This is a genomic window from Microbacterium caowuchunii (assembly GCF_008727755.1).
Taxonomy (GTDB): Bacteria; Actinomycetota; Actinomycetes; order Actinomycetales; family Microbacteriaceae; genus Microbacterium; species Microbacterium caowuchunii.
On sequence record NZ_CP044231.1, the window covers coordinates 1,791,752 to 1,810,260 of the forward strand.

The window sequence follows — 18,509 nt, forward strand, 5'->3', positions numbered from 1 at the left end:
CTCAGCGGGTGGAAGGCTCCGCGGGGGCGTCCACCGCTCCGCCGAACCGGCGCTCCCGGCCCAGGTAGAGCTCGATCGCCTCCCACAGGTGCCGTCGGCCGAAGTCCGGCCAGAGGGTGTCCAGGAAGACGAACTCGGCGTAGGCCGACTCCCAGAGCAGGAAGTTCGAGGTCCGCTGCTCACCGCTGGAGCGGATGAACAGGTCCACGTCCGGCATGTCCGGGATGTACATCCGCCGCGCGACGAGCTTCTCCGACACCGCGGAGGGCTTGAGCCGGCCGGCCGCGACATCGTCGGCAATCGAGCGCATGGCGTCCACGAGCTCCACCCGGCCCCCGTAGTTCACGCACATCGTCAGGGTCAGCACGTCGTTGTCGCGCGTCAGTTCCTCGGCGTACTGGAGCTCCTTGATCACCGACCCCCACAGCCGCGGCTTGCGCCCGGCCCAGCGGACCCGCACGCCCCACTCGTTCAGCTGGTCGCGACGACGGTGCAGCACGTCCCGGTTGAACCCCATCAGGAAGCGGACCTCGTCCGGCGACCGGTTCCAGTTCTCCGTCGAGAACGCGTAGACGGACAGGTGCTTGACGCCCGCCTGGATGGCCCCGGCCACCACGTCCAGCAACGCCGCCTCGCCCGCCTTGTGACCTTCGACGCGGGTGAGGCCACGGCCGTTCGCCCAGCGCCCGTTGCCGTCCATCACGATGGCGACATGTGCCGGGACCGCACCCTTCGGGTAGGAGGGCGGGTACTCCCCCGTCCAGTCCACCGGACGGTACGGCACCGCATCCTTGTGCGTATAGGGCTTCGGTGTCATCGGTTGGTCTCCACATGGGCCAGGGATCGGATGCCTCGTTCGAGGTGCCACTGGGCGTAGGCGGCGACGAGGCCGGATGCTGCGGCAGATGTCCGGGTGGCCGCCGCGTCCACGCTGTCCCAGTCCCCCTGGAGCAGTGCCCGCAGATGACCGGTCGTGTCCGGGTCCACCCGGGCGGAGCCGGCCGGAGCGCAGTCGGGGCAGACCATCCCGCCGGACTGTGCGACGAAGGAGCGGTGCGGTCCCGGTGCGCCGCAGCGGGCGCACTCCTCGAGACCGGGCGCCCAGCCGGAGAGCGCCATGGCGCGCAACAGATAGGAGTCCAGGATGCTGCGGGACGCATGGGCCCCCTGCGACAGGGCCCGGAGACCGCCGACCAGGAGCAGGTAGTGCGACACCGAGGCATCCGCGTCGCCGAGCCGGTCCGCCGTCTCCACCATGGCGCTCGCGGCGGTGTACCGGTCGTAGTCGGCCGCGATCTCGGAGCCGTAGGTGCCCAGCGACGACGCCTGCTGGACGATGTCCAGCGAGCGGCCCGCGTAGAACTGCACGTCCGCGACCATGAACGGCTCGAGTCGGGCTCCCAGACGCGAGGACGTCCGGCGCACGCCCTTGGCCACGGCGCGGATCTTCCCGTGACGGCGACCGAGCATCGTGATGATGCGGTCCGCCTCACCCAGCTTGTGGGTGCGCAGGACCACGACCTCGTCGCGGTAAGTGGGCACCCTCCATTATCCCGCCGTCGGCGACAATGGAGGGGTGACCGAGCCGCTCTTCGTGATCCCGCTGTGGGCCGACCTGACCGCCGTCGCCCTGGGCGGGATCCAAGGGGCGTTGTTCGCCTCCGGTTTCCGAGGCCAGCGCCGGCTGGATCTGCTCGGCGTCGCCATCATCGGGATCGTCATGGGCATGGGCGGCGGTCTCATCCGCGACCTGCTCCTGAACGTGACGCCGGCGACCCTGCAGAACAACTGGTACCTCATCGCCGCGACGTTGGCCTCGCTGGTCGGGATGCTGCTGGCGGGACTCTTCCAGCGGCTCAACCGGGCGATCATCGTGCTCGACGCTCTGGTCATCGGGCTGTTCGGCGCGTTCGGCACCAGCAAGGCGCTCGCGGTCGGGCTGCCCCTCGTGCCCGCCGTGTTCGTCGGTGTGTGCGCGGCCGTCGGCGGCGGCATCCTGCGCGACATGATCATGGGGCTCCCGGTCGCGATCATGCACGTCGGCTCGCTCTACGCGGTCGCTGCCGCGGCGGGCTGCGTGACGCTCGCCGGTCTCAACGCCTTCGGGGTGGACCTCGTGCTCGCCGCCATCATCGCGGTGTCGGTGACCACCGTCATCCGGATCCTGGCCGTCGTCTTCGACGTGTCCCTGCCGGAGCAGCGGGTGCTGCACCGGCGCAAGGTCGCGATCGAGACCGCCGCCATCCCGATCGTCCGCTCCACCGACGTCTGATCCGCTCCCCCACCCCGCGAGACTGCATAACCAGCACGAGACGGACGTCGTCGACGTCCGTCTCGTGCGGAGGTTGCAGTCTCGCGGGAGGAGAGCCGCTCGGGGGTCAGGCCGAAGCGGAGGTCAGATCGCGCTCGCGGATGCGGATCGCCCGGTTGATCCCGGAGACGATCGCCTTGAGGCTCGCGGTCGAGATGTCGCCGTCGATCCCGACGCCCCAGAGGCGCTGACCGTCGACCTGCAGCTCCACGTAGGCCGCGGCCTGCGCGTCGCCGCCTGCGCTGAGCGCGTGCTCGACGTAGTCGTACAGCGTCACGTCGAAGCCCTGCGACCGCGCGATCTCCAGGAACGCCGCGACGGGTCCGTTGCCGCTTCCGGATGCCTCGAACGTCCGGTCCCCGTCACGCACCGTGATGTCCAGGCGCACGTCGCCGGACAGGTCGCTCTGGGTCCGCGTGCTGAGCAGCTCGAAGCGTCCCCAGCGGTCCTCGGCGACGCTGGACGGGAGGTACTCGTCGGTGAAGATCGACCAGATCTGGTCGCTCGTCACCTCCCCGCCCTCGGCATCCGTCTTGGCCTGCACGACGCCGGAGAACTCGATCTGGAGCTTGCGCGGCAGGTCGATCGCGTGGTCCGACTTCAGCAGGTAGGCGACGCCGCCCTTACCGGACTGCGAGTTCACGCGGATGACGGCCTCGTACGAGCGTCCCAGATCCTTCGGGTCGATGGGCAGGTACGGGACCGCCCATTCGATGTCGTCGACCGTGACGCCCTCGGCGGCGGCCCGGGCCTCCATGGCCTCGAACCCCTTCTTGATGGCGTCCTGGTGCGACCCGCTGAACGCGGTGAAGACCAGGTCGCCCGCCCAGGGGCTGCGCTCCGGGACCGGGAGCTGGTTGCAGTACTCGACCGTGCGCTTGACCTGGTCGATGTCGCTGAAGTCGATCTGCGGGTCGATTCCCTGGGTCAGCATGTTGATGCCGAGGGCGACCAGGTCGACGTTCCCGGTACGCTCGCCGTTGCCGAACAGGCATCCCTCGATGCGGTCGGCGCCGGCCATGTAGCCGAGCTCCGCGGCGGCCACGGCGGTGCCGCGGTCGTTGTGCGGATGCAGCGAGATGATGACGTTCTCGCGGTTCCGGATGTGGCGGCCCATCCACTCGATCGAGTCGGCGTAGACGTTGGGCGTTGCCATCTCCACCGTCGCGGGCAGGTTGATGATCACCTTGCGCTCGGGGGTCGGCTCGAGCACCTCCAGCACCTGGTTCACGACGTCGACCGCGAACTCCAGCTCGGTGCCGGTGTAGCTCTCGGGCGAGTACTCGTAGTAGACGGTCGTCTCGGGGATCGTCTTCTCGTACTGGCGGCACAGCCGCGCACCCTCGAGGGCGATGTCGATGATGCCCTGCTTGTCGGTGCGGAAGACGACCTCGCGCTGCAGGATGCTGGTCGAGTTGTACAGGTGCACGATGGCCTGCTTGGCCCCGCGGATCGACTCGTAGGTGCGCTCGATCAGGTGCTCCCTCGCCTGCGTCAGCACCTGGATGGTGACGTCGTCGGGGATCACGTCGTCTTCGATGAGCTGGCGGACGAAGTCGAAGTCGGTCTGGCTGGCGCTCGGGAAGCCGACCTCGATCTCCTTGTAGCCCATCTTCACGAGCAACTCGAACATCACGCGCTTGCGCTCGGGGCTCATCGGGTCGATCAGCGCCTGGTTCCCGTCGCGCAGGTCCACGGCGCACCAGCGGGGCGCGACGGTGATGTGCTGGGACGGCCAGGTCCGGTCGGGCAGGTCCACTCGGATCTGCTCGTGGAAGGGACGGTACTTGTGCGTCGGCATGCCGGACGGCTTCTGCGTGTTTTCCATGTCTGAGGGTTCTTCTCTCGTCTGAAGTGGCGGGCCGATGACGAGCTCCGCGACGAGAAGGCCCTAGATCGAGGTCTCGTCGCGGCGGCTAAGAAGAAGGAACGAACCCGCGCGCATACCGGCAGCTTACACCCGTGCACTCGGCGCTCCCGTCCCCGCCGCGTCGCGCCACGCGCAGGACGCTCGGAGCCCTAGAACCCGAGGCGGCCGAGCTGCTTCGGGTCCCGCTGCCATTCCTTCGCGACCCGTACGTGCAGGGAGAGGAACACCCGGGTGCCGAGGAGCTGCTCGATGCCGACGCGTGCTTGCGCACCCACGTCGCGCAGGCGCGTCCCCTTCCGGCCGATGATGATGGCCTTCTGACTGTCCCGCTCCACGATGATGTCCGCGAAGACGTCGGTCAGGTCCGTCCCCTCCCGGGGCGCGATCTCGCGCACGACGACGGCGATCGAGTGCGGGAGCTCCTCCCGCGCGTCGCCGAGGGCGGCTTCGCGGATGATCTCCGCGATCCGCGAGTCCTCTTCCTCGTCGGTCACGACACCCTCGTCGTACAGCGCGGGACCCTCGGGCATGAGGGCCAGTACCTCGTCCGCCAGGATGTCGAGCTGCTCGCCGGTGAGGGCGGAGAGCGGGATGACGGCGGTCCAGTCCTCGCGGAGCGAGTCCACCTCCATGAGCCGCTCGGTGATCTCCTCGCGGGTGGACGCATCCGTCTTCGTCACGATCGCGATCTTCTTTGCGCGTCCGTATCCGTCCAGGGATTCCGCGATGCGGCGGTCCCCGGGGCCCACCTTCTCGTTGGCCGGCGCGCAGAACGCGATCACGTCCACATCGCCCAGCACGTCTTCGACGAGGTCGTTCAGACGCTGGCCGAGCAGCGTGCGGGGGCGGTGCAGCCCCGGCGTGTCCACGACGACCAGCTGACCGCCGGGACGGTTCACGATCCCGCGGATGGCGCGCCGCGTCGTCTGCGGCTTCTCGCTCGTGATCGCGATCTTCTCCCCCACCAGCGCGTTGGTGAGCGTGGACTTGCCCACGTTCGGGCGACCCACGAAGGTCACGAATCCACTGCGGAACTGCTCGGTCATCGTTCTCCCTTTGCAGGCAGGGCGATCTCGCCCGTGCCGGTACGTCGTTCGTCGGTGTCGTCGTGCGGAGCGCGCTGCACGAACACGGTCGCGAGACCGCGGCCCCGTCCCCGTGAGGTCCCTCCGGTGAGGATGAGTCCCTGATGGACGGCTGTCGCCCCGGGCTGCGGAACGCGTCCGAGTGCTTTGCCGAGGAGGCCGCCGACGGAGTCCACGTCGTCGTCGTCCAGTTCGATGCCGAAGAGGTCGCCGACCTCGTCGAGACCGAGGCGCGCGCTCACGCGGTAACGGCCCGGCTCGATCTCCACGACCTCGGACCCCGGCATGTCGTATTCGTCGGCGATCTCGCCCACGAGCTCCTCGATGAGGTCCTCGAGCGTCACCAGACCCGCGATGCCGCCGTATTCGTCCACGACCATGCAGACGTGCACGGCATCCCGCTTCATCTGCTGCAGCAGCGCCTCGGCGCGCATCGACTCGGGGACGAACACCGGGGGGCGGGCGATCCGCGCCACCGACAGCTGGTCCCAGGCGCTCTCGTCCCGGAGGGAGAACTGGACCAGGTCCTTCAGGTAGAGGATCCCCGTGACGTCCTCGCCGTCCTCGGAGAGCACCGGCATCCGGGAGACGCCCTTGTCCAGGAAGAGACCGAGGGCCTCCCGGGGCGTGTCGGCGGCGGTGATGGTCACCATGTCCGTGCGGGGCACCATGACGGCGCGCACATAGGTGCCGGTGAATTCGAACACGGAGTGGATCAGCTCGCGGTCGTCCTCCTCGATGAGGTCGTGCGAGGCCGCCTCGTCGACCATGCTGAGCAGCTGCTCCTCCGAGTCGAAGGATGCGCCGTGCCCGCCGCCGGGGGTCACCCGGCTGCTGAGGACGACGAGTCCGTGCGCGAGCGGTCCGAGGCTGATGCGTACACCCCGGATGACGGGAGCCGCCCCGCGCAGGAGGCCCTCCGCGTGCCGCCGCCCGACCGAGCGGGGACTCACGCCGACGACGACGAAGGAGGATGCGGTCATGATCACGACGGCCGCCAGCAGGGCCCAGCCGATGCTGTCGAACAGCAGCATGAACGCCGCGGTCACCAGCACGGCCGCAGCGGTCTCGGAGAGCACGCGGATGAAGTTGACCGCGTTCGCGTGCGCCTCGGGGTCCGCCGCGATGCGCGAGAGCATCCGTCCGTCGCGACTGGAGTTGCCGAGCTCGACGAGGTCGCTGCGGCTGGTGACCCCCAGCGCCGCGTCGACGGCCGCCATCAACGCCCCGAAGGCGATCAGCAGAGCGGCCCCGACGAGCAGGAGGACTGCGGTCATCCTCGAGACCTGCGGCGCTCCGCGACGGAGAACGCCAGGATCAGATCGCGCTGCAGGCCGAACATCTCGGCGGCCTCGTCGGGCTCGGCGTGGTCGAACCCGAGCAGGTGCAGCAGACCGTGGGTGGTGAGCATCACGAGTTCATCGGTGAGCGAGTGCGACGGCGTGGCCTCCCGGGCCTGCGTCTCGGCCACCTGCGGGCAGAGCACGATGTCGCCGAGGAGACCCGGCGGGGTGGGGGCGTCCTCCGTGCCCGGACGCAGCTCGTCCATCGGGAAGCTCAGCACGTCCGTGGGTCCGGGCTCGTCCATCCACTGGACGTGCAGGGCCTCCATGGCACCCTCGTCGACCAGGAGGATGGCGACATCCGCCTCCGGGCTGACGTTCAACTCGGCGAAGTTGCTCTCCATCAGCCGCAGGAAGACGGTCTCGTCGACCTCGACGCCGGACTCGTTGGTGATCTCGATCGTCATGGTCGTCCTCGCTTGGGTAGATGATCGCGCGACTGCGAGCGGCGCTCGGTGCGATTCGCGAACTCGGCGGCCTCGTCGCGCTCGCGACGGCCGGCCAGACGTCGCTCGTCGTACTCGCTGTAGGCGTCGACGATGCGGCCGACGAGCGTGTGACGCACGACGTCGTCGCTCGTCAGAGTCGCGAAATGGATGTCGTCGATCTCCTTGAGCACCCGGGTGACGAGCCGGAGCCCCGACGCGCCCTGCGGCAGGTCGACCTGGGTGATGTCGCCGGTGACCACCATCCGGGTGCCGAAGCCGAGCCGCGTGAGGAACATCTTCATCTGCTCGGGCGTGGTGTTCTGCGCCTCGTCGAGCACGACGAAGGAGTCGTTCAGGGTGCGCCCGCGCATGTACGCGAGCGGTGCGACCTCGATCGTGCCGCTCGCCATCAGCTTCGGCACGAGCTCCGGGTCGAGCATCTCGTTCAGCGCGTCGTACAGCGGGCGGAGGTACGGGTCGATCTTGTCGGTGAGCGTGCCGGGGAGGAAGCCCAGACGCTCCCCCGCTTCCACGGCCGGACGGGTCAGGATGATGCGGCTGACCTCCTTGCGGTGGAGCGCCTGCACGGCCTTCGCCATGGCGAGGTAGGTCTTACCGGTACCGGCCGGGCCGATGCCGAACACGATCGTGTTCTCGTCGATGGCGTCGACGTAGGCCTTCTGGCCCAGGGTCTTGGGGCGGATGACTTTGCCGCGGGACGTGAGGATCGCCTCCCCCATCACCTCGGACGGACGCATCCCGGTGTCGCCCCGCAGGATGCGGTTCGAGGAGGAGACATCGGCGGGACCCAGGTCGTGCCCCTCGCGTGTCATCAGGAGAAGCTCGTCGACCAGGGTCTTCGCGGCGGCGACGTCGGCGGAGGGGCCGGAGAGGGTGATCTCGTTGCCGCGCACGTGGACGTCCACGCCGGGGTGCTCCTGCTCGACGACCCGAAGCAGGCGGTCCTGTGGTCCGAGCAGCTGGACCATCGCGATGCCGTCGGCGAGGATCCGCTCGACCGCCTGTCCTTCGTCGGGGTCAGTCACCCACGGTCTCCTCTTCCAGTCCGCCTGCGAGCACGTGCGCGTGCACGTGGAAGACGGACTGCCCGGCCCGCGCACCGGTGTTGAACACCAGCCGGAAGTCCCCGTCCGAGTGCTCGGCCGCGACGTCACGGGCGACGGCCACCATCTCGGCCAGCAACGACGGGTCGCCTTCGGCCAGGGCGACGACGTCCCGGTACTGCTCCGTCTTCGGGATCACCAGAAGGTGGATGGGTGCTCGGGGGTGGATGTCGCGGATGACGAACACTCGCTCGGTCTGAGCGAGGATCTCTCCCGGGATCTCTCCCTGGAGGATGCGCGTGAAAACGGTCGGCTCACTCATGCCGTCCAGTCTACCGGGGACGCCCTCACCACCGGCCGAGGCATACCTCCACGGCCGCGAGGGCGGCCGGTCCTGCCGTCGAGGTGCGCAGGACGCTCTCCCCCAGCCGCACGGGGAACGCCCCGGCAGCGGTGAACTCCGCGATCTCCCGAGGGTCGATCCCGCCCTCCGGCCCGACGACGAGGAGGATCTCCGCATCCCCGGTCGGGGGCAGGGCACGGACCCGGTCGCTCAGCCGTTCGGATGCGGTGGGCTCGAGCACGAGCACGACGGATGCGGCGGCGCGAGCGGCGATCTGCGCCGTGCTCGCGACCGTCTCGACCTCGGGGATCCACGCCCGGTGCGCCTGCTTCGCCGCCTCACGGACGATCCCGGCCCAGCGGGTGCGCCCCTTCTCCGCCTTCGCGGCATCCCAGCGGGAGACGCTCCGCGCCGCCTGCCAGGGCACGATCGCATCCACGCCCAGCTCCGTCGCCGCCTGGACGGCGAGCTCGTCGCGGTCGCCCTTCGCGAGCGCCTGGACGAGCACGAGGCGAGGGGTGCGCGCCGGCACCTCGCGGCGCGTCGTCACCCGCACCGATACCTCGCGGGGCGCAGCCGCTTCGACCACGCCCTCCGCCCACAGGCCACGGCCGTCGCCGACCGTCACCTGCTCGCCGACGCGCACCCGTCGAACGGTCGCGGCATGGTGCGCCTCGGCGCCGGTGAGCACGACGACGTCCCCCTCGGCGACCTCAGCGGCGTCCTCCACGAGGAAGTGCAGGGCCACGGGTCATCCGTTCCGGAAGCGGTCGCGGAGCTTCGCGAACAGTCCCTGCTGGAACTCGGCCAGGCGCGGGGCCGGGGCCTTCGTGCGCCGCTGGAACTCCTCGATGAGGGCACGTTCCTTGCCGTCGAGCTTCGTCGGCGTGACGACGTGCACGCCGACCCGCAGGTCGCCGCGCTGGGTCCCGCGCAGCGGAGTGATGCCGCGGCCCTTGATCGTGAGCACGTCGCCGGCCTGCACTCCCGGGCGCAGTTCCAGGTCGACCGGGCCGTCCAGGGACTCGATGCGGGTGGTGGTGCCGAGGATCGCGTCGGGCATCGACACGTCGAGGGTCGCGAGCAGGTCGTCGCCGTCGCGGCTGAACACGTCGTGCGGCGCGACCGTGATCTCGAGGTAGAGGTCGCCGTGCGGACCGCCGGCGGGTCCCACCTCGCCGGAACCGGGCAGCTGCAGGCGCAGCCCGCTCTCGACGCCGGCCGGGATGTCGACCGAGACGGTGCGACGCGCGCGCACCCGTCCCTGTCCCTGGCAGGTCGCGCAGGGGTAGGGGATCGTCGTGCCGTACCCCTGGCATGTGCCGCAGGGTGCGCTGGTCACGACGTTGCCGATGAGGCTGCGGACGGTGCGCTGGATGTGGCCGGTGCCGTGGCAGATGTCGCAGGTCACCGGGGACGTGCCGGGCTGGCAGCATCCGCCCTCGCACGTCGCGCAGAGCACGGCCGTGTCCACCTCGAGGTCGCGGTGGACGCCGAAGACGACGTCGCCGAGCTCGAGGTCGACGCGCACCAGCGCATCCTGACCACGCTCGGCGCGAGAGCGGGGACGCGAGCGTCCCCCGCCTCCGCCGGCACCGCCGCCGCCGAAGAACGTCTCGAAGATGTCGCCGAACCCGCCGAAGCCCGCGCCGCCGCCGCCGAAGCCGCCGGTGTCCCCCATGTCGTAACGACGGCGCTGCTCCGGGTCGCTCAGCACGTCGTAGGCATGGGTCACGAGCTTGAACTTCTCGGCCGCGTCCTCACCCGGATTCACATCCGGGTGCAGCTGCCGTGCCAGCTTGCGATAGGCACGCTTGATCTCGTCCGGCGTCGCTTCCCGCGACACGCCGAGTACTTCGTAGTGGTCCGCCACTTTCGCCTTCCCGTCCGCGCCGCGCGCGGGATCATGTGCGAGCGCTCAGCGCGCCCGTTCGTCTTCGTCGAGCAACCGGCTCAGGTAGTGCGCCACGGCGCGTACCGCGGCCAGGTTGCTGGAGTAGTCCATCCGTGTGGGGCCGAGCACGCCGACCCGGGCCTGCCCGACGGTCGCCTCGTAGTCGCTCGCGACCACCGACGCCTCCGCGAGCCCGAAAGGTGCGTTCTCCCGGCCGATGGATGCGGCGAGCCCGTGCTCGTCCGCCACCATCTCCGTCATGAGTCGCAGCAGCGTGACCTGCTCCTCGATCGCCTCGAGAAGCGGGTAGATGCTGCCGCGGAAGTCCGACACGGTGCGGGCGAGGTTCGCCGCACCCGCCATCACGAGCCGGTCCTGGCGGAACTCGTCGAGCTCCTCGCCGACGACCCGGAGGAGTTCGCGGTACGCGCCGTCGGCTCCCGCGGGGGTGACCGCCTTCGCCAGTGCCTGCTCGACGCGGAGGGTTCCCTGCCGGACGGACTGCCCGGTCACCAGCACGGACACCCGAGCCCGCAACTGGGCGACATCCGCCTCGTCGACCTCATCCGGCACGGTGGCCAGACGCTGCGAGACGCGACCGGTGTCGGTCACGACGATCACGATGATGCGGGTGCCACCGAGGTGGACGAGCTCGACGTGCGTGACGTTCGCGCGTTCGAAGGACGGGTACTGCACGAGGGCGACCTGGCCGGTGAGCTGGGTCAGCGCGCGCACCGTGCGGGCGAGGAGGTCGTCGAGGTCGGCGGGGCCGTCGAGGAAGGCGGTGATCGCGTTGCGCTGCGCGGTGGTGAGGGGACGGAGCTCGGCGAGGTGATTGACGAAGACGCGGTAGCCCTTGTCGGTGGGAACGCGGCCGGAGGAGGTGTGCGGCGCCGCGATGAGTTCCTCGTCCTCGAGGAGCGCCATGTCGTTGCGGATCGTCGCGGCCGAGACGCCGAACGAATGCCGCTCGACGATCGCCTTGCTGCCCACGGGTTCGCGCGTCTCGACGTAGTCCTGCACGATCGCACGCAGGACATCGAGTCCACGTTCGCTGACCATGCTCATCCCTCCTGGCACTCGAGTTCCCAGAGTGCCAATTCTAGCCCGTCCAACCTCATGCGAGCCGTGAGCGCCGCACCATCCCGCGGTCGACTCGCCACGTTCTGCGGGTGACGGCGCCGCCGGATCCGCAAAACGTGGCGAGTCGACGGGCCTGCGGGACGGAGAAGGGGGCTAGTCGGTCAGGGCACGGACCACGGCGTCGGCCAGCAGACGACCGCGGCGGGTGAGGACGACGCGGCCCCGCACGGCGTCGGCGCCCTCGACGAGACCGTCGGCGATGAGGCCGGCCACCTGCGGGCGCCGTGAGGCCGGCACCAGGTCGACCGGCAGGCCCTCCCGGATGCGGGACTGCAGCAGCACCCGCTCCAGGGTCGTGGCATCGGCATCCGGGATCTCGCGGGCCGCGGCGGGCGAGATCCCCTGTGCGAGGCGCTGCGCGTACGCGGCGGGGTGCTTCACGTTCCACCACCGCACGCCGGAGACGTGGCTGTGCGCGCCGGGACCGAAGCCCCACCAGTCGGTGCCCCGCCAGTAGGCGAGGTTGTGGCGGGAGCGGTGCGACTCCCCCCGCGCCCAGTTCGAGACCTCGTACCAGTCGAACCCCGCCGCGCCCGCCAGATCGTCCACGAGCTCGTACATGTCCGCCTGCAGGTCGTCGTCGGGGGCGGGGACCTCACCGCTGCGGATGCGGCGGGCGAGCTTCGTGCCGTCCTCGATGATCAGTGCGTAGGCGGACAGGTGGTCGGGCTCCAGCGCCAGCGCCGTCTCCACCGAGGTGCGCCAGTCCGCGAGGCTCTCCCCCGGTGCGCCGTAGATCAGGTCCAGGCTGACGTCGAGGCCGGCTTCCCGCGCCGCCGCCACCGCGCTGCGCACGTTGGCGGGATCGTGCGTCCGGTCCAGCGCGGCGAGCACGTGGGGCACCGCGGACTGCATCCCGATCGATACGCGCGTCACCCCCGCTGCGGCGAGCTGTCGCAGGGACTCGACGGTGACCGTGTCGGGGTTCGCCTCCACCGTGACCTCGGCGCCGTCGGCGATGCCGAACGCCTCCCGCACGTCTTCGAGCATGCGCGTGAGCGCCGCCGCGGGGAGGAGGGTCGGGGTGCCGCCCCCGAAGAAGACCGTGCGTGCCGGACGCGGGGTCCCGCCGAGCACCCGCGCCGCGAGCGCGATCTCCCGTGCGACGGCGTCCGGGTAGTCCTCCCGGCGTTCGCCGCGCAGCTCCTCGGCCGTGTACGTGTTGAAGTCGCAGTACCCGCACCGCACGCGGCAGAACGGGATGTGCAGGTAGACGCCGAAGTCGGCGTCCGCATCCGGCATGACGCCGAGCGGAAGCGAACCGTCGGCGGGAGCGGGATCGCCGTCGGGGAGAGCGGAAGGGGCCATCAGGAGGACGACGTGTACATCGGCGACATCGCACGCAGGTAACGGTTGTAGAGGGCGTGCCGGCGGCGGCGGGTGAGAACGGGGAAGACCCGGTACAGGAACGCCGCGGGGGCGTCGAACGCCCGCACCGTGAACCACACCTCGTCGTTCGCGTACCAGTCGACCATGAACGACTCCTCGCCACTGACGACGGAGCCGCCCACCGTACCGAGGGCGAATCCGATGCGGCGCTTCTCCTCCACGGTGAAGATCACCCGCACCTCCGCATCCGCGTTGTGTCCACGCGCGCGTCCGTGCAGGCGGAGCGTCATGCCGGCGCCGACGTACGGGGTGCCGTCCGCGTCGAACCGCTGGTCCGCTTCGAGGCGGGTGGGGGCGATCGGCTGCCCCTCCTCGTCGAAGCTCACACCCGTGTAGGCGGGACCGGATGCCGGCCGCACGTCCTGCAGGGCGAGCCCGGCTTCCCGCTGCACGTGCCAGGACAGGAGCATCTCCCCGGCGGCACGGAAACGCTCCTCACCGCTGCCGATCTTCCACGACTGGTGGGAGGGGATGCTCCGCTCGGGCGGGTACTGCAGCAGATCGGCGGCCTGCGTCGCCCCGACGGCGGCGTAGTCGACGGTGTCGTCCCGAAAAGTCCCGCGGCGCATGGGTCCCAGCCTAGATCGTGCCCGGCGGTGTCGCCTGGGAGTCCGTCATTTCTTGTCCTTGGTCTCCACGTCGCCCGAGAGCGCGGCGATGAACGCCTCCTGGGGGACCTCCACGCGACCGACCATCTTCATGCGCTTCTTGCCCTCCTTCTGCTTCTCGAGGAGCTTGCGCTTGCGGCTGATGTCGCCGCCGTAGCACTTGGCCAGCACGTCCTTGCGCATGGCACGGATGGATTCGCGGGCGATGATCCGCGCGCCGATCGCGGCCTGGATGGGCACCTCGAACTGCTGGCGCGGGATGAGCTTCTTCAGGCGCTCGGTCATGAGCACGCCGTACGCGTAGGCCTTGTCCCGGTGGACGATGGCGCTGAACGCGTCGACCGGCTCGCCCTGCAGCAGGATGTCGACCTTCACCAGGTCGGCCTCCTGATCGCCGCTCGGCTCGTAGTCGAGCGACGCGTACCCCGCGGTCTTCGACTTCAGGTGGTCGAAGAAATCGAACACGATCTCGCCGAGCGGCATCGAGTAGCGGATCTCGACGCGGTCTTCGCCGAGGTACTCCATGCCGAGGAGCGTCCCCCGGCGGGACTGGCAGAGCTCCATGATCGTGCCGACGTAGTCCTTCGGCGCGAGGATGGCGGCCTTGACCATGGGCTCGGTCACGCTCGCGATCTTGGTGCCCGAGGGGAACTCGCTGGGGTTCGTGACGGTGAAGCTCTTCTTGTCGTCCGTGACGACCTCGTAGGTCACCGACGGCGCGGTCGAGATGAGGTCGAGGCCGAACTCGCGCTCGAGCCGCTCCGTCACGATCTCCAGGTGGAGCAGGCCCAGGAAGCCGCAGCGGAACCCGAAACCGAGCGCCACGGAAGTCTCCGGCTCGTAGTTGAGCGAGGCATCCGACAGCTTCAGCTTGTCGAGTGCCTCGCGCAGCACCGGGTAGTCGCTGCCGTCGATCGGGTACAGCCCGGAGAAGACCATGGGCTTCGGGTCCGTGTAGCCGGGCAGCGGCTCCAAGGAGGGCTTCTGTGCGTTGGTCACCGTGTCGCCGACCTTGGACTGGCGGACGTCCTTCACCCCGGTGATCAGGTAACCGACCTCACCGACGCCCAGCCCCTTGGTGGGGGTCGGCTCCGGCGAGGAGACGCCGATCTCGAGGAGTTCGTGCACGGCACGGGTGGACATCATCTGGATGCGCTCGCGCGGCTTGAGCGAGCCGTCCACCATGCGCACGTAGGTGATGACGCCGCGGTAGGCGTCGTAGACGGAGTCGAAGATCATGGCGCGCGACGGCGCATCCGGGTCGCCCTTCGGCGCCGGGATCTGCGCGACGACATGGTCGAGCAGCTCCTCGACGCCCATGCCGGTCTTCCCGCTGACGCGCAGCACGTCCTCCGGCTTGCCGCCGATGAGGCCGGCCAGTTCCTTGGCGTACTTCTCCGGGTCCGCCGCGGGCAGGTCGATCTTGTTCAGCACCGGGATGATCTGCAGGTCGTTCTCGAGCGCCAGGTACAGGTTCGCGAGCGTCTGCGCCTCGATGCCCTGGGCGGCGTCGACGAGCAGGATCGCCCCCTCGCAGGCGGCCAGGGAGCGGCTGACCTCGTAGGTGAAGTCGACGTGACCGGGCGTGTCGATCATGTTGAGCGCGAACGTGCCCTCCGCGGTGGACCACGGCATCCGGACCGCCTGCGACTTGATCGTGATGCCGCGCTCGCGCTCGATGTCCATCCGATCGAGGTACTGCGCACGCATGTCGCGGTCGGAGACCACGCCGGTGATCTGCAGCATCCGATCGGCCAGCGTCGACTTCCCGTGGTCGATGTGGGCGATGATGCAGAAGTTGCGGATCAGCTCGGGCGGGGTCGCACTCGGCTGCAGAGGGTGGAGGGCGCGCGGTGACATGTCCCGTCGATTCTATGGGTGACGGCGACCGATCGAAGCCCCGCTCTCTACGCTGAGGACATGACGGCGCAGATCGTTCTCGTGCACGGCATCCGTACGTCCGCATCGATGTGGCGCGCACAGCTGCGGTATCTGTCCGAGCGGGGCGTGCCCGCCGTGGCCGTCGACCTCCCCGGACACGGCACCCGGATGGCGGAGAGGTTCACCCTCGAGGGCGCGTTCGACACGATCGACGGCGCCGTGCGCGACGCCGCGCGCCGTGGCCCCGTGGTGCTGGTCGGGCACTCGATGGGCGGCCTCCTCTGTCTCGAGTACGCGGGGGCGAGGACCCCTCCGCCGATCGCGGGACTCGTGGCGGCATCCTGCACGTCGATCCCCCGCGGCGCGGGACTGACCTTCTACCGCGTGCTCGCGCGCGGCTTCGACCGCCTCCCGGATCGGGGGATGTGGCTGACGCAGCGGATGCTGACCGCCACCCTGCCGGAGCACACCCGCTCGGACTTCGGCGCAGGCGGCTACGCCTTCGACACCCAGGACCTGGCCCTCGGCCTGTTGTCCACGCTGGACATCGCCGCCGCCCTCCCCCGCATCCGCGTGCCGCTGTGGTTCGTGAACGGACAGTACGATCAGCTGCGGCTGAACGAACGCCTGTTCACCCGGCTCGCCCCGCACGGTGAACTGCTCGTCGTCCCGAAGACCTCGCACCTGGTCAGCGCCATGCGCCCCGACGTGTTCAACGCCCTGCTCGGACTCGCCGTGGCCCGTATCGACGCGGGAGACGAGGCGCCGACCTGATAGACTCGGTGTTTGGCTTGCATGTAGGGATTCCCCATCCCTCATGACCGCCGGAAAGCGCCCTCTTCGCCGACCGGCACAAACCGTGATCACTCCCAAACGAAAGTCCGACGACACACGTGGCAAACATCAAGTCGCAGATCAAGCGCAACAAGACCAACGAGAAGGCGCACGAGCGCAACAAGGCTGTGAAGAGCGAGCTCAAGAGCGCTGTTCGCCGCACGCGCGACGCCATCGCCGCAGGCGACAAGGCCGCTGCGGAGAAGGCGCTCATCACGGCGACCAAGAAGCTCGACAAGGCCGTCAGCAAGGGCGTCATCCACGAGAACCAGGCGGCGAACCGCAAGTCTGCGATCGCCAAGAAGGTCGCGGCTCTCTGAGTCCGTCTCTCGATCGAAAGCCCGTCGTCCGCGACGGGCTTTCGTCGTTTCCGGGGCACTGAGCCGTCGCCGCGATACTCTCGCACCGTGACGGATGGACAGCTGATCGCGGAGACCGCGGTGACCCAGTTCGCGGTGCTGGACGCCCTCCTCGCGGGCGCATACGAGTCGGGCATCCCGGTGGCCGACGTGCGGAGTCTCGGCGATTTCGGGATCGGATGCTGCGAAAGCCTCGGCGGTGAGGTGATCGTCCTGGACGGCGAGGTGTTCGAGTGCACCGTCGGTGAGCGTCCCGATCGCATGAAGGACGGTCAGATCCTCCCGTTCGTGGATGTCTGCCGGTTCCCGGCGACGCCGGGACGGTCGATCGAGCGGACGGACCTTCCGGCCTTCACCTCGCGCGTGGAGGCGAGCCTGGTCAGTCGCAACCTCTTCCACGCGGTCCGTGTGGACGGCGTCTTCACGGCCCTGCGCGTGCGGGTCACGCAGCGGCAGGAGCATCCGTTCCGCCCGCTCCCCGAGGTGACGAACGAGCAGATCGAGACGGTCCTCGCGGACGTCCCCGGCACGCTGGTGGGGTTCTGGGCGCCGGCGATCTACCAGGGGATCACCGTCGCGGGGCTGCACCTGCACTTCATCGCGGAGGATCGCAGCATCGGCGGGCACGTCCTGGACGTGATCATCGGTTCGGGCGAGTTGCGACTCGCCGCGTACTCCCGCTTCGACCTCCGGTTACCGATGGACGAGCACTTCCTGCGCACGGAGCTCACGCACAGCGAGGATCACCGCATCGTGGCCGCGGAAGGCGGAGCCGTGGCACCGGCCCGCTGAACCGGCTGCCGCCGACCCACCCCTATCGCCGCGACCCACCCCTGTGCCGACCGCGGTCACCGGGGTCGCTCGGCGATAGAGGGGTGGGTCGGCGAGGAACCGGGGGGGTGGGGGTGGGGGTGGGGGCGGGGTCAGGCGGCGTAGGGGGCTCGGGTGGCGATCACCGTCACCAGACGCTCGAGGGCGAAGACGGCGTCCCGGGAACCGCCCTTGACGTCGGCGTCCGCGCGCGCGGCGGCCTGGATCGCCAGACCCAGCGACTCCTGGTTCCAGCCGGCGAGGTCCCGGCGGGCACGGTCGACCTGCCAGTCCTTCATGCCGAGCCGGGCGGCGAGGGCACCGGAGGGCTCCCGGGTGCCGGCCACGCGCGCCATCGTGCGCAGCTTCATCGCGATCGCCGCCACCATGGGAACGGGATCGGCGCCGGAGGCGAGCGCCTGGCGCAGGCTGACCAGCGCGTCGCCGTAGCGGCCGGCGATCGCGGTGTCCGCGACCGTGAACGCGGACGTCTCGACCCGCCCGCCGTAGTACCTCTCCACGATCTGCTCGGTGATGTCGCCCTCGACATCGTTGATCAGCTGCTGGCAGGCAGCGGCCAGCTCCGTCAGGTCGTCCGCGAACGCGCCGGTGAGCGCTCGCAGGGCAGCGGGCGCGATGCGGCGGCCCGCCTCCCGGAACTCGCCCGCCGCGAAGTCGTAGCGGTCGGAGTCCCGCTTGATCGCGGGGCAGGCGATCTCGATGCCGCCGCCCTGGCCGGAGCGGATGGCCTCCAGTAGCTTCTTGCCGCGCACACTGGCGCCGGTGTGACGCAGGACGATCGTGGCGCCCTCCTGCGGCGCGGCGACGTAGGAGATCGCCTCGGCCAGGAAGGCGTCCGAGCATTTCTCGACGCTGCCCACCCGCACAAGTCGCGGCTCGCCGAACAGCGACGGCGCGCTGACGGCCAGGAGGGTTCCCGGCGCGTAGTCCGCCGCGTCGATGTCGGAGATCTCGAGGCTCGGGTCCTCGGCGCGCAGATAGTCGCGCAGGCGCGCGCCGGCACGCTCCGCGCAGACGTCCTCCGGACCGGAGACCAGCACGATCGGTGCGGGACGCGGCTCGCGCCAGGACACCTGGGGGATGGCGGACCGAGGTGCGGACGGTCGACGGGCTGCCATGCCTCCAG

General features: G+C 69.8%; 19 protein-coding genes. 4 read left to right on the forward strand and 15 right to left on the reverse strand.

Features of this window, described 5'->3' with window-relative positions; translation table 11 throughout:
• Position 1: 1 nt before the first annotated feature.
• On the reverse strand, positions 2-817 hold the full coding sequence (locus tag F6J84_RS08520) for an isoprenyl transferase (RefSeq protein ID WP_150972973.1): 816 nt from the start codon (positions 815-817) through the stop codon (positions 2-4).
• Entirely contained in the window at positions 814-1,542 is a 729-nt protein-coding gene (gene recO / locus F6J84_RS08525; RefSeq protein WP_150972975.1) for a DNA repair protein RecO, read from the reverse strand. The genes F6J84_RS08520 and recO overlap by 4 nt, the downstream gene beginning before the upstream one ends.
• A gap of 34 nt (positions 1,543-1,576) precedes the next feature.
• On the opposite strand from recO, the gene F6J84_RS08530 reads away from it, so the two are divergent.
• On the forward strand, positions 1,577-2,272 hold the full coding sequence (locus F6J84_RS08530) for a trimeric intracellular cation channel family protein (RefSeq protein WP_150972977.1): 696 nt from the start codon (positions 1,577-1,579) through the stop codon (positions 2,270-2,272).
• Positions 2,273-2,378: 106 nt separating this feature from the next.
• Here the strand turns inward: F6J84_RS08530 and leuA are convergent, their stop codons facing one another.
• The 12 genes from leuA to lepA form a co-directional block, all read right to left on the reverse strand.
• A complete protein-coding gene (leuA, locus tag F6J84_RS08535) occupies positions 2,379-4,139 on the reverse strand; it encodes a 2-isopropylmalate synthase (protein ID WP_150891625.1) in 1,761 nt (586 codons plus the stop codon).
• 191 nt (positions 4,140-4,330) lie between these two features.
• Positions 4,331-5,227 carry a GTPase Era gene (gene era / locus F6J84_RS08540; protein WP_150972979.1) on the reverse strand — a complete coding sequence of 299 codons (897 nt, stop codon included), beginning with the start codon at positions 5,225-5,227 and terminating at the stop codon, positions 4,331-4,333.
• Positions 5,224-6,543, reverse strand: coding sequence for a hemolysin family protein (locus tag F6J84_RS08545; protein WP_150972981.1), 1,320 nt, complete (start codon positions 6,541-6,543; stop codon positions 5,224-5,226). Before F6J84_RS08545 ends, era begins: the two co-directional genes overlap by 4 nt.
• On the reverse strand, positions 6,540-7,016 hold the full coding sequence (gene ybeY, locus F6J84_RS08550; RefSeq protein WP_150972983.1) for an rRNA maturation RNase YbeY: 477 nt from the start codon (positions 7,014-7,016) through the stop codon (positions 6,540-6,542). Before ybeY ends, F6J84_RS08545 begins: the two co-directional genes overlap by 4 nt.
• Positions 7,013-8,026, reverse strand: coding sequence for a PhoH family protein (locus tag F6J84_RS08555; RefSeq protein WP_150974753.1), 1,014 nt, complete (start codon positions 8,024-8,026; stop codon positions 7,013-7,015). The genes ybeY and F6J84_RS08555 overlap by 4 nt, the downstream gene beginning before the upstream one ends.
• Positions 8,027-8,075: 49 nt before the next feature.
• Positions 8,076-8,423: an HIT domain-containing protein gene (locus tag F6J84_RS08560; protein WP_150891629.1), complete on the reverse strand. Its 348-nt coding sequence runs from the start codon at positions 8,421-8,423 to the stop codon at positions 8,076-8,078.
• Positions 8,424-8,448: 25 nt separating this feature from the next.
• Entirely contained in the window at positions 8,449-9,192 is a 744-nt protein-coding gene (locus F6J84_RS08565) for a 16S rRNA (uracil(1498)-N(3))-methyltransferase (protein WP_150972985.1), read from the reverse strand.
• Between the two features lie 3 nt (positions 9,193-9,195).
• Entirely contained in the window at positions 9,196-10,317 is a 1,122-nt protein-coding gene (dnaJ, locus tag F6J84_RS08570; RefSeq protein ID WP_150972987.1) for a molecular chaperone DnaJ, read from the reverse strand.
• A 45-nt stretch (positions 10,318-10,362) separates the two neighbouring features.
• Positions 10,363-11,400, reverse strand: a complete 1,038-nt coding sequence (hrcA, locus tag F6J84_RS08575) for a heat-inducible transcriptional repressor HrcA (RefSeq protein ID WP_150972989.1) — start codon at positions 11,398-11,400, stop codon at positions 10,363-10,365.
• 174 nt (positions 11,401-11,574) lie between these two features.
• On the reverse strand, positions 11,575-12,789 hold the full coding sequence (gene hemW, locus F6J84_RS08580; protein ID WP_150972991.1) for a radical SAM family heme chaperone HemW: 1,215 nt from the start codon (positions 12,787-12,789) through the stop codon (positions 11,575-11,577).
• Complete coding sequence (locus F6J84_RS08585) at positions 12,789-13,439, reverse strand: DUF1990 family protein (RefSeq protein WP_150972993.1); 651 nt, start codon at positions 13,437-13,439, stop codon at positions 12,789-12,791. The genes hemW and F6J84_RS08585 overlap by 1 nt, the downstream gene beginning before the upstream one ends.
• Positions 13,440-13,484: 45 nt before the next feature.
• A complete protein-coding gene (gene lepA, locus F6J84_RS08590; RefSeq protein ID WP_150972996.1) occupies positions 13,485-15,338 on the reverse strand; it encodes a translation elongation factor 4 in 1,854 nt (617 codons plus the stop codon).
• A 60-nt stretch (positions 15,339-15,398) separates the two neighbouring features.
• Between lepA and F6J84_RS08595 the strand changes: the two genes are divergently transcribed.
• The 3 genes from F6J84_RS08595 to budA all read left to right on the forward strand — a co-directional run bounded on the left by F6J84_RS08595 (position 15,399) and on the right by budA (position 17,344).
• The gene (locus tag F6J84_RS08595) at positions 15,399-16,133 is read left to right on the forward strand and encodes an alpha/beta fold hydrolase (RefSeq protein WP_150972998.1); all 735 of its coding nucleotides are present in this window, start codon (positions 15,399-15,401) and stop codon (positions 16,131-16,133) included.
• A gap of 119 nt (positions 16,134-16,252) precedes the next feature.
• Positions 16,253-16,513, forward strand: a complete 261-nt coding sequence (gene rpsT, locus F6J84_RS08600) for a 30S ribosomal protein S20 (protein WP_150973000.1) — start codon at positions 16,253-16,255, stop codon at positions 16,511-16,513.
• Positions 16,514-16,600: 87 nt separating this feature from the next.
• Positions 16,601-17,344, forward strand: coding sequence for an acetolactate decarboxylase (gene budA / locus F6J84_RS08605; RefSeq protein ID WP_150973002.1), 744 nt, complete (start codon positions 16,601-16,603; stop codon positions 17,342-17,344).
• 131 nt (positions 17,345-17,475) lie between these two features.
• On the opposite strand, the gene holA is transcribed toward budA, so the two are convergent.
• Positions 17,476-18,501: a DNA polymerase III subunit delta gene (gene holA / locus F6J84_RS08610; protein ID WP_150973005.1), complete on the reverse strand. Its 1,026-nt coding sequence runs from the start codon at positions 18,499-18,501 to the stop codon at positions 17,476-17,478.
• Positions 18,502-18,509: the final 8 nt, after the last annotated feature.

Excerpts from the sequence above, each read along its gene's own strand:
- leuA (WP_150891625.1), bottom strand. The coding sequence starts at position 4,139 with ATGGAAAACACGCAGAAGCCGTCCGGCATGCCGACGCACAAGTACCGT.
- ybeY (WP_150972983.1), bottom strand. The coding sequence starts at position 7,016 with ATGACGATCGAGATCACCAACGAGTCCGGCGTCGAGGTCGACGAGACC.
- hrcA (WP_150972989.1), bottom strand. The coding sequence starts at position 11,400 with ATGGTCAGCGAACGTGGACTCGATGTCCTGCGTGCGATCGTGCAGGAC.
- holA (WP_150973005.1), bottom strand. The coding sequence starts at position 18,501 with ATGGCAGCCCGTCGACCGTCCGCACCTCGGTCCGCCATCCCCCAGGTG.
- F6J84_RS08595 (WP_150972998.1), top strand. The coding sequence starts at position 15,399 with ATGACGGCGCAGATCGTTCTCGTGCACGGCATCCGTACGTCCGCATCG.
- hemW (WP_150972991.1), bottom strand. The coding sequence starts at position 12,789 with ATGGCCCCTTCCGCTCTCCCCGACGGCGATCCCGCTCCCGCCGACGGT.
- F6J84_RS08520 (WP_150972973.1), bottom strand. The coding sequence starts at position 817 with ATGACACCGAAGCCCTATACGCACAAGGATGCGGTGCCGTACCGTCCG.
- F6J84_RS08545 (WP_150972981.1), bottom strand. The coding sequence starts at position 6,543 with ATGACCGCAGTCCTCCTGCTCGTCGGGGCCGCTCTGCTGATCGCCTTC.
- era (WP_150972979.1), bottom strand. The coding sequence starts at position 5,227 with ATGACCGAGCAGTTCCGCAGTGGATTCGTGACCTTCGTGGGTCGCCCG.
- lepA (WP_150972996.1), bottom strand. The coding sequence starts at position 15,338 with ATGTCACCGCGCGCCCTCCACCCTCTGCAGCCGAGTGCGACCCCGCCC.
- F6J84_RS08555 (WP_150974753.1), bottom strand. The coding sequence starts at position 8,026 with ATGGTCCAGCTGCTCGGACCACAGGACCGCCTGCTTCGGGTCGTCGAG.
- F6J84_RS08585 (WP_150972993.1), bottom strand. The coding sequence starts at position 13,439 with ATGCGCCGCGGGACTTTTCGGGACGACACCGTCGACTACGCCGCCGTC.
- F6J84_RS08560 (WP_150891629.1), bottom strand. The coding sequence starts at position 8,423 with ATGAGTGAGCCGACCGTTTTCACGCGCATCCTCCAGGGAGAGATCCCG.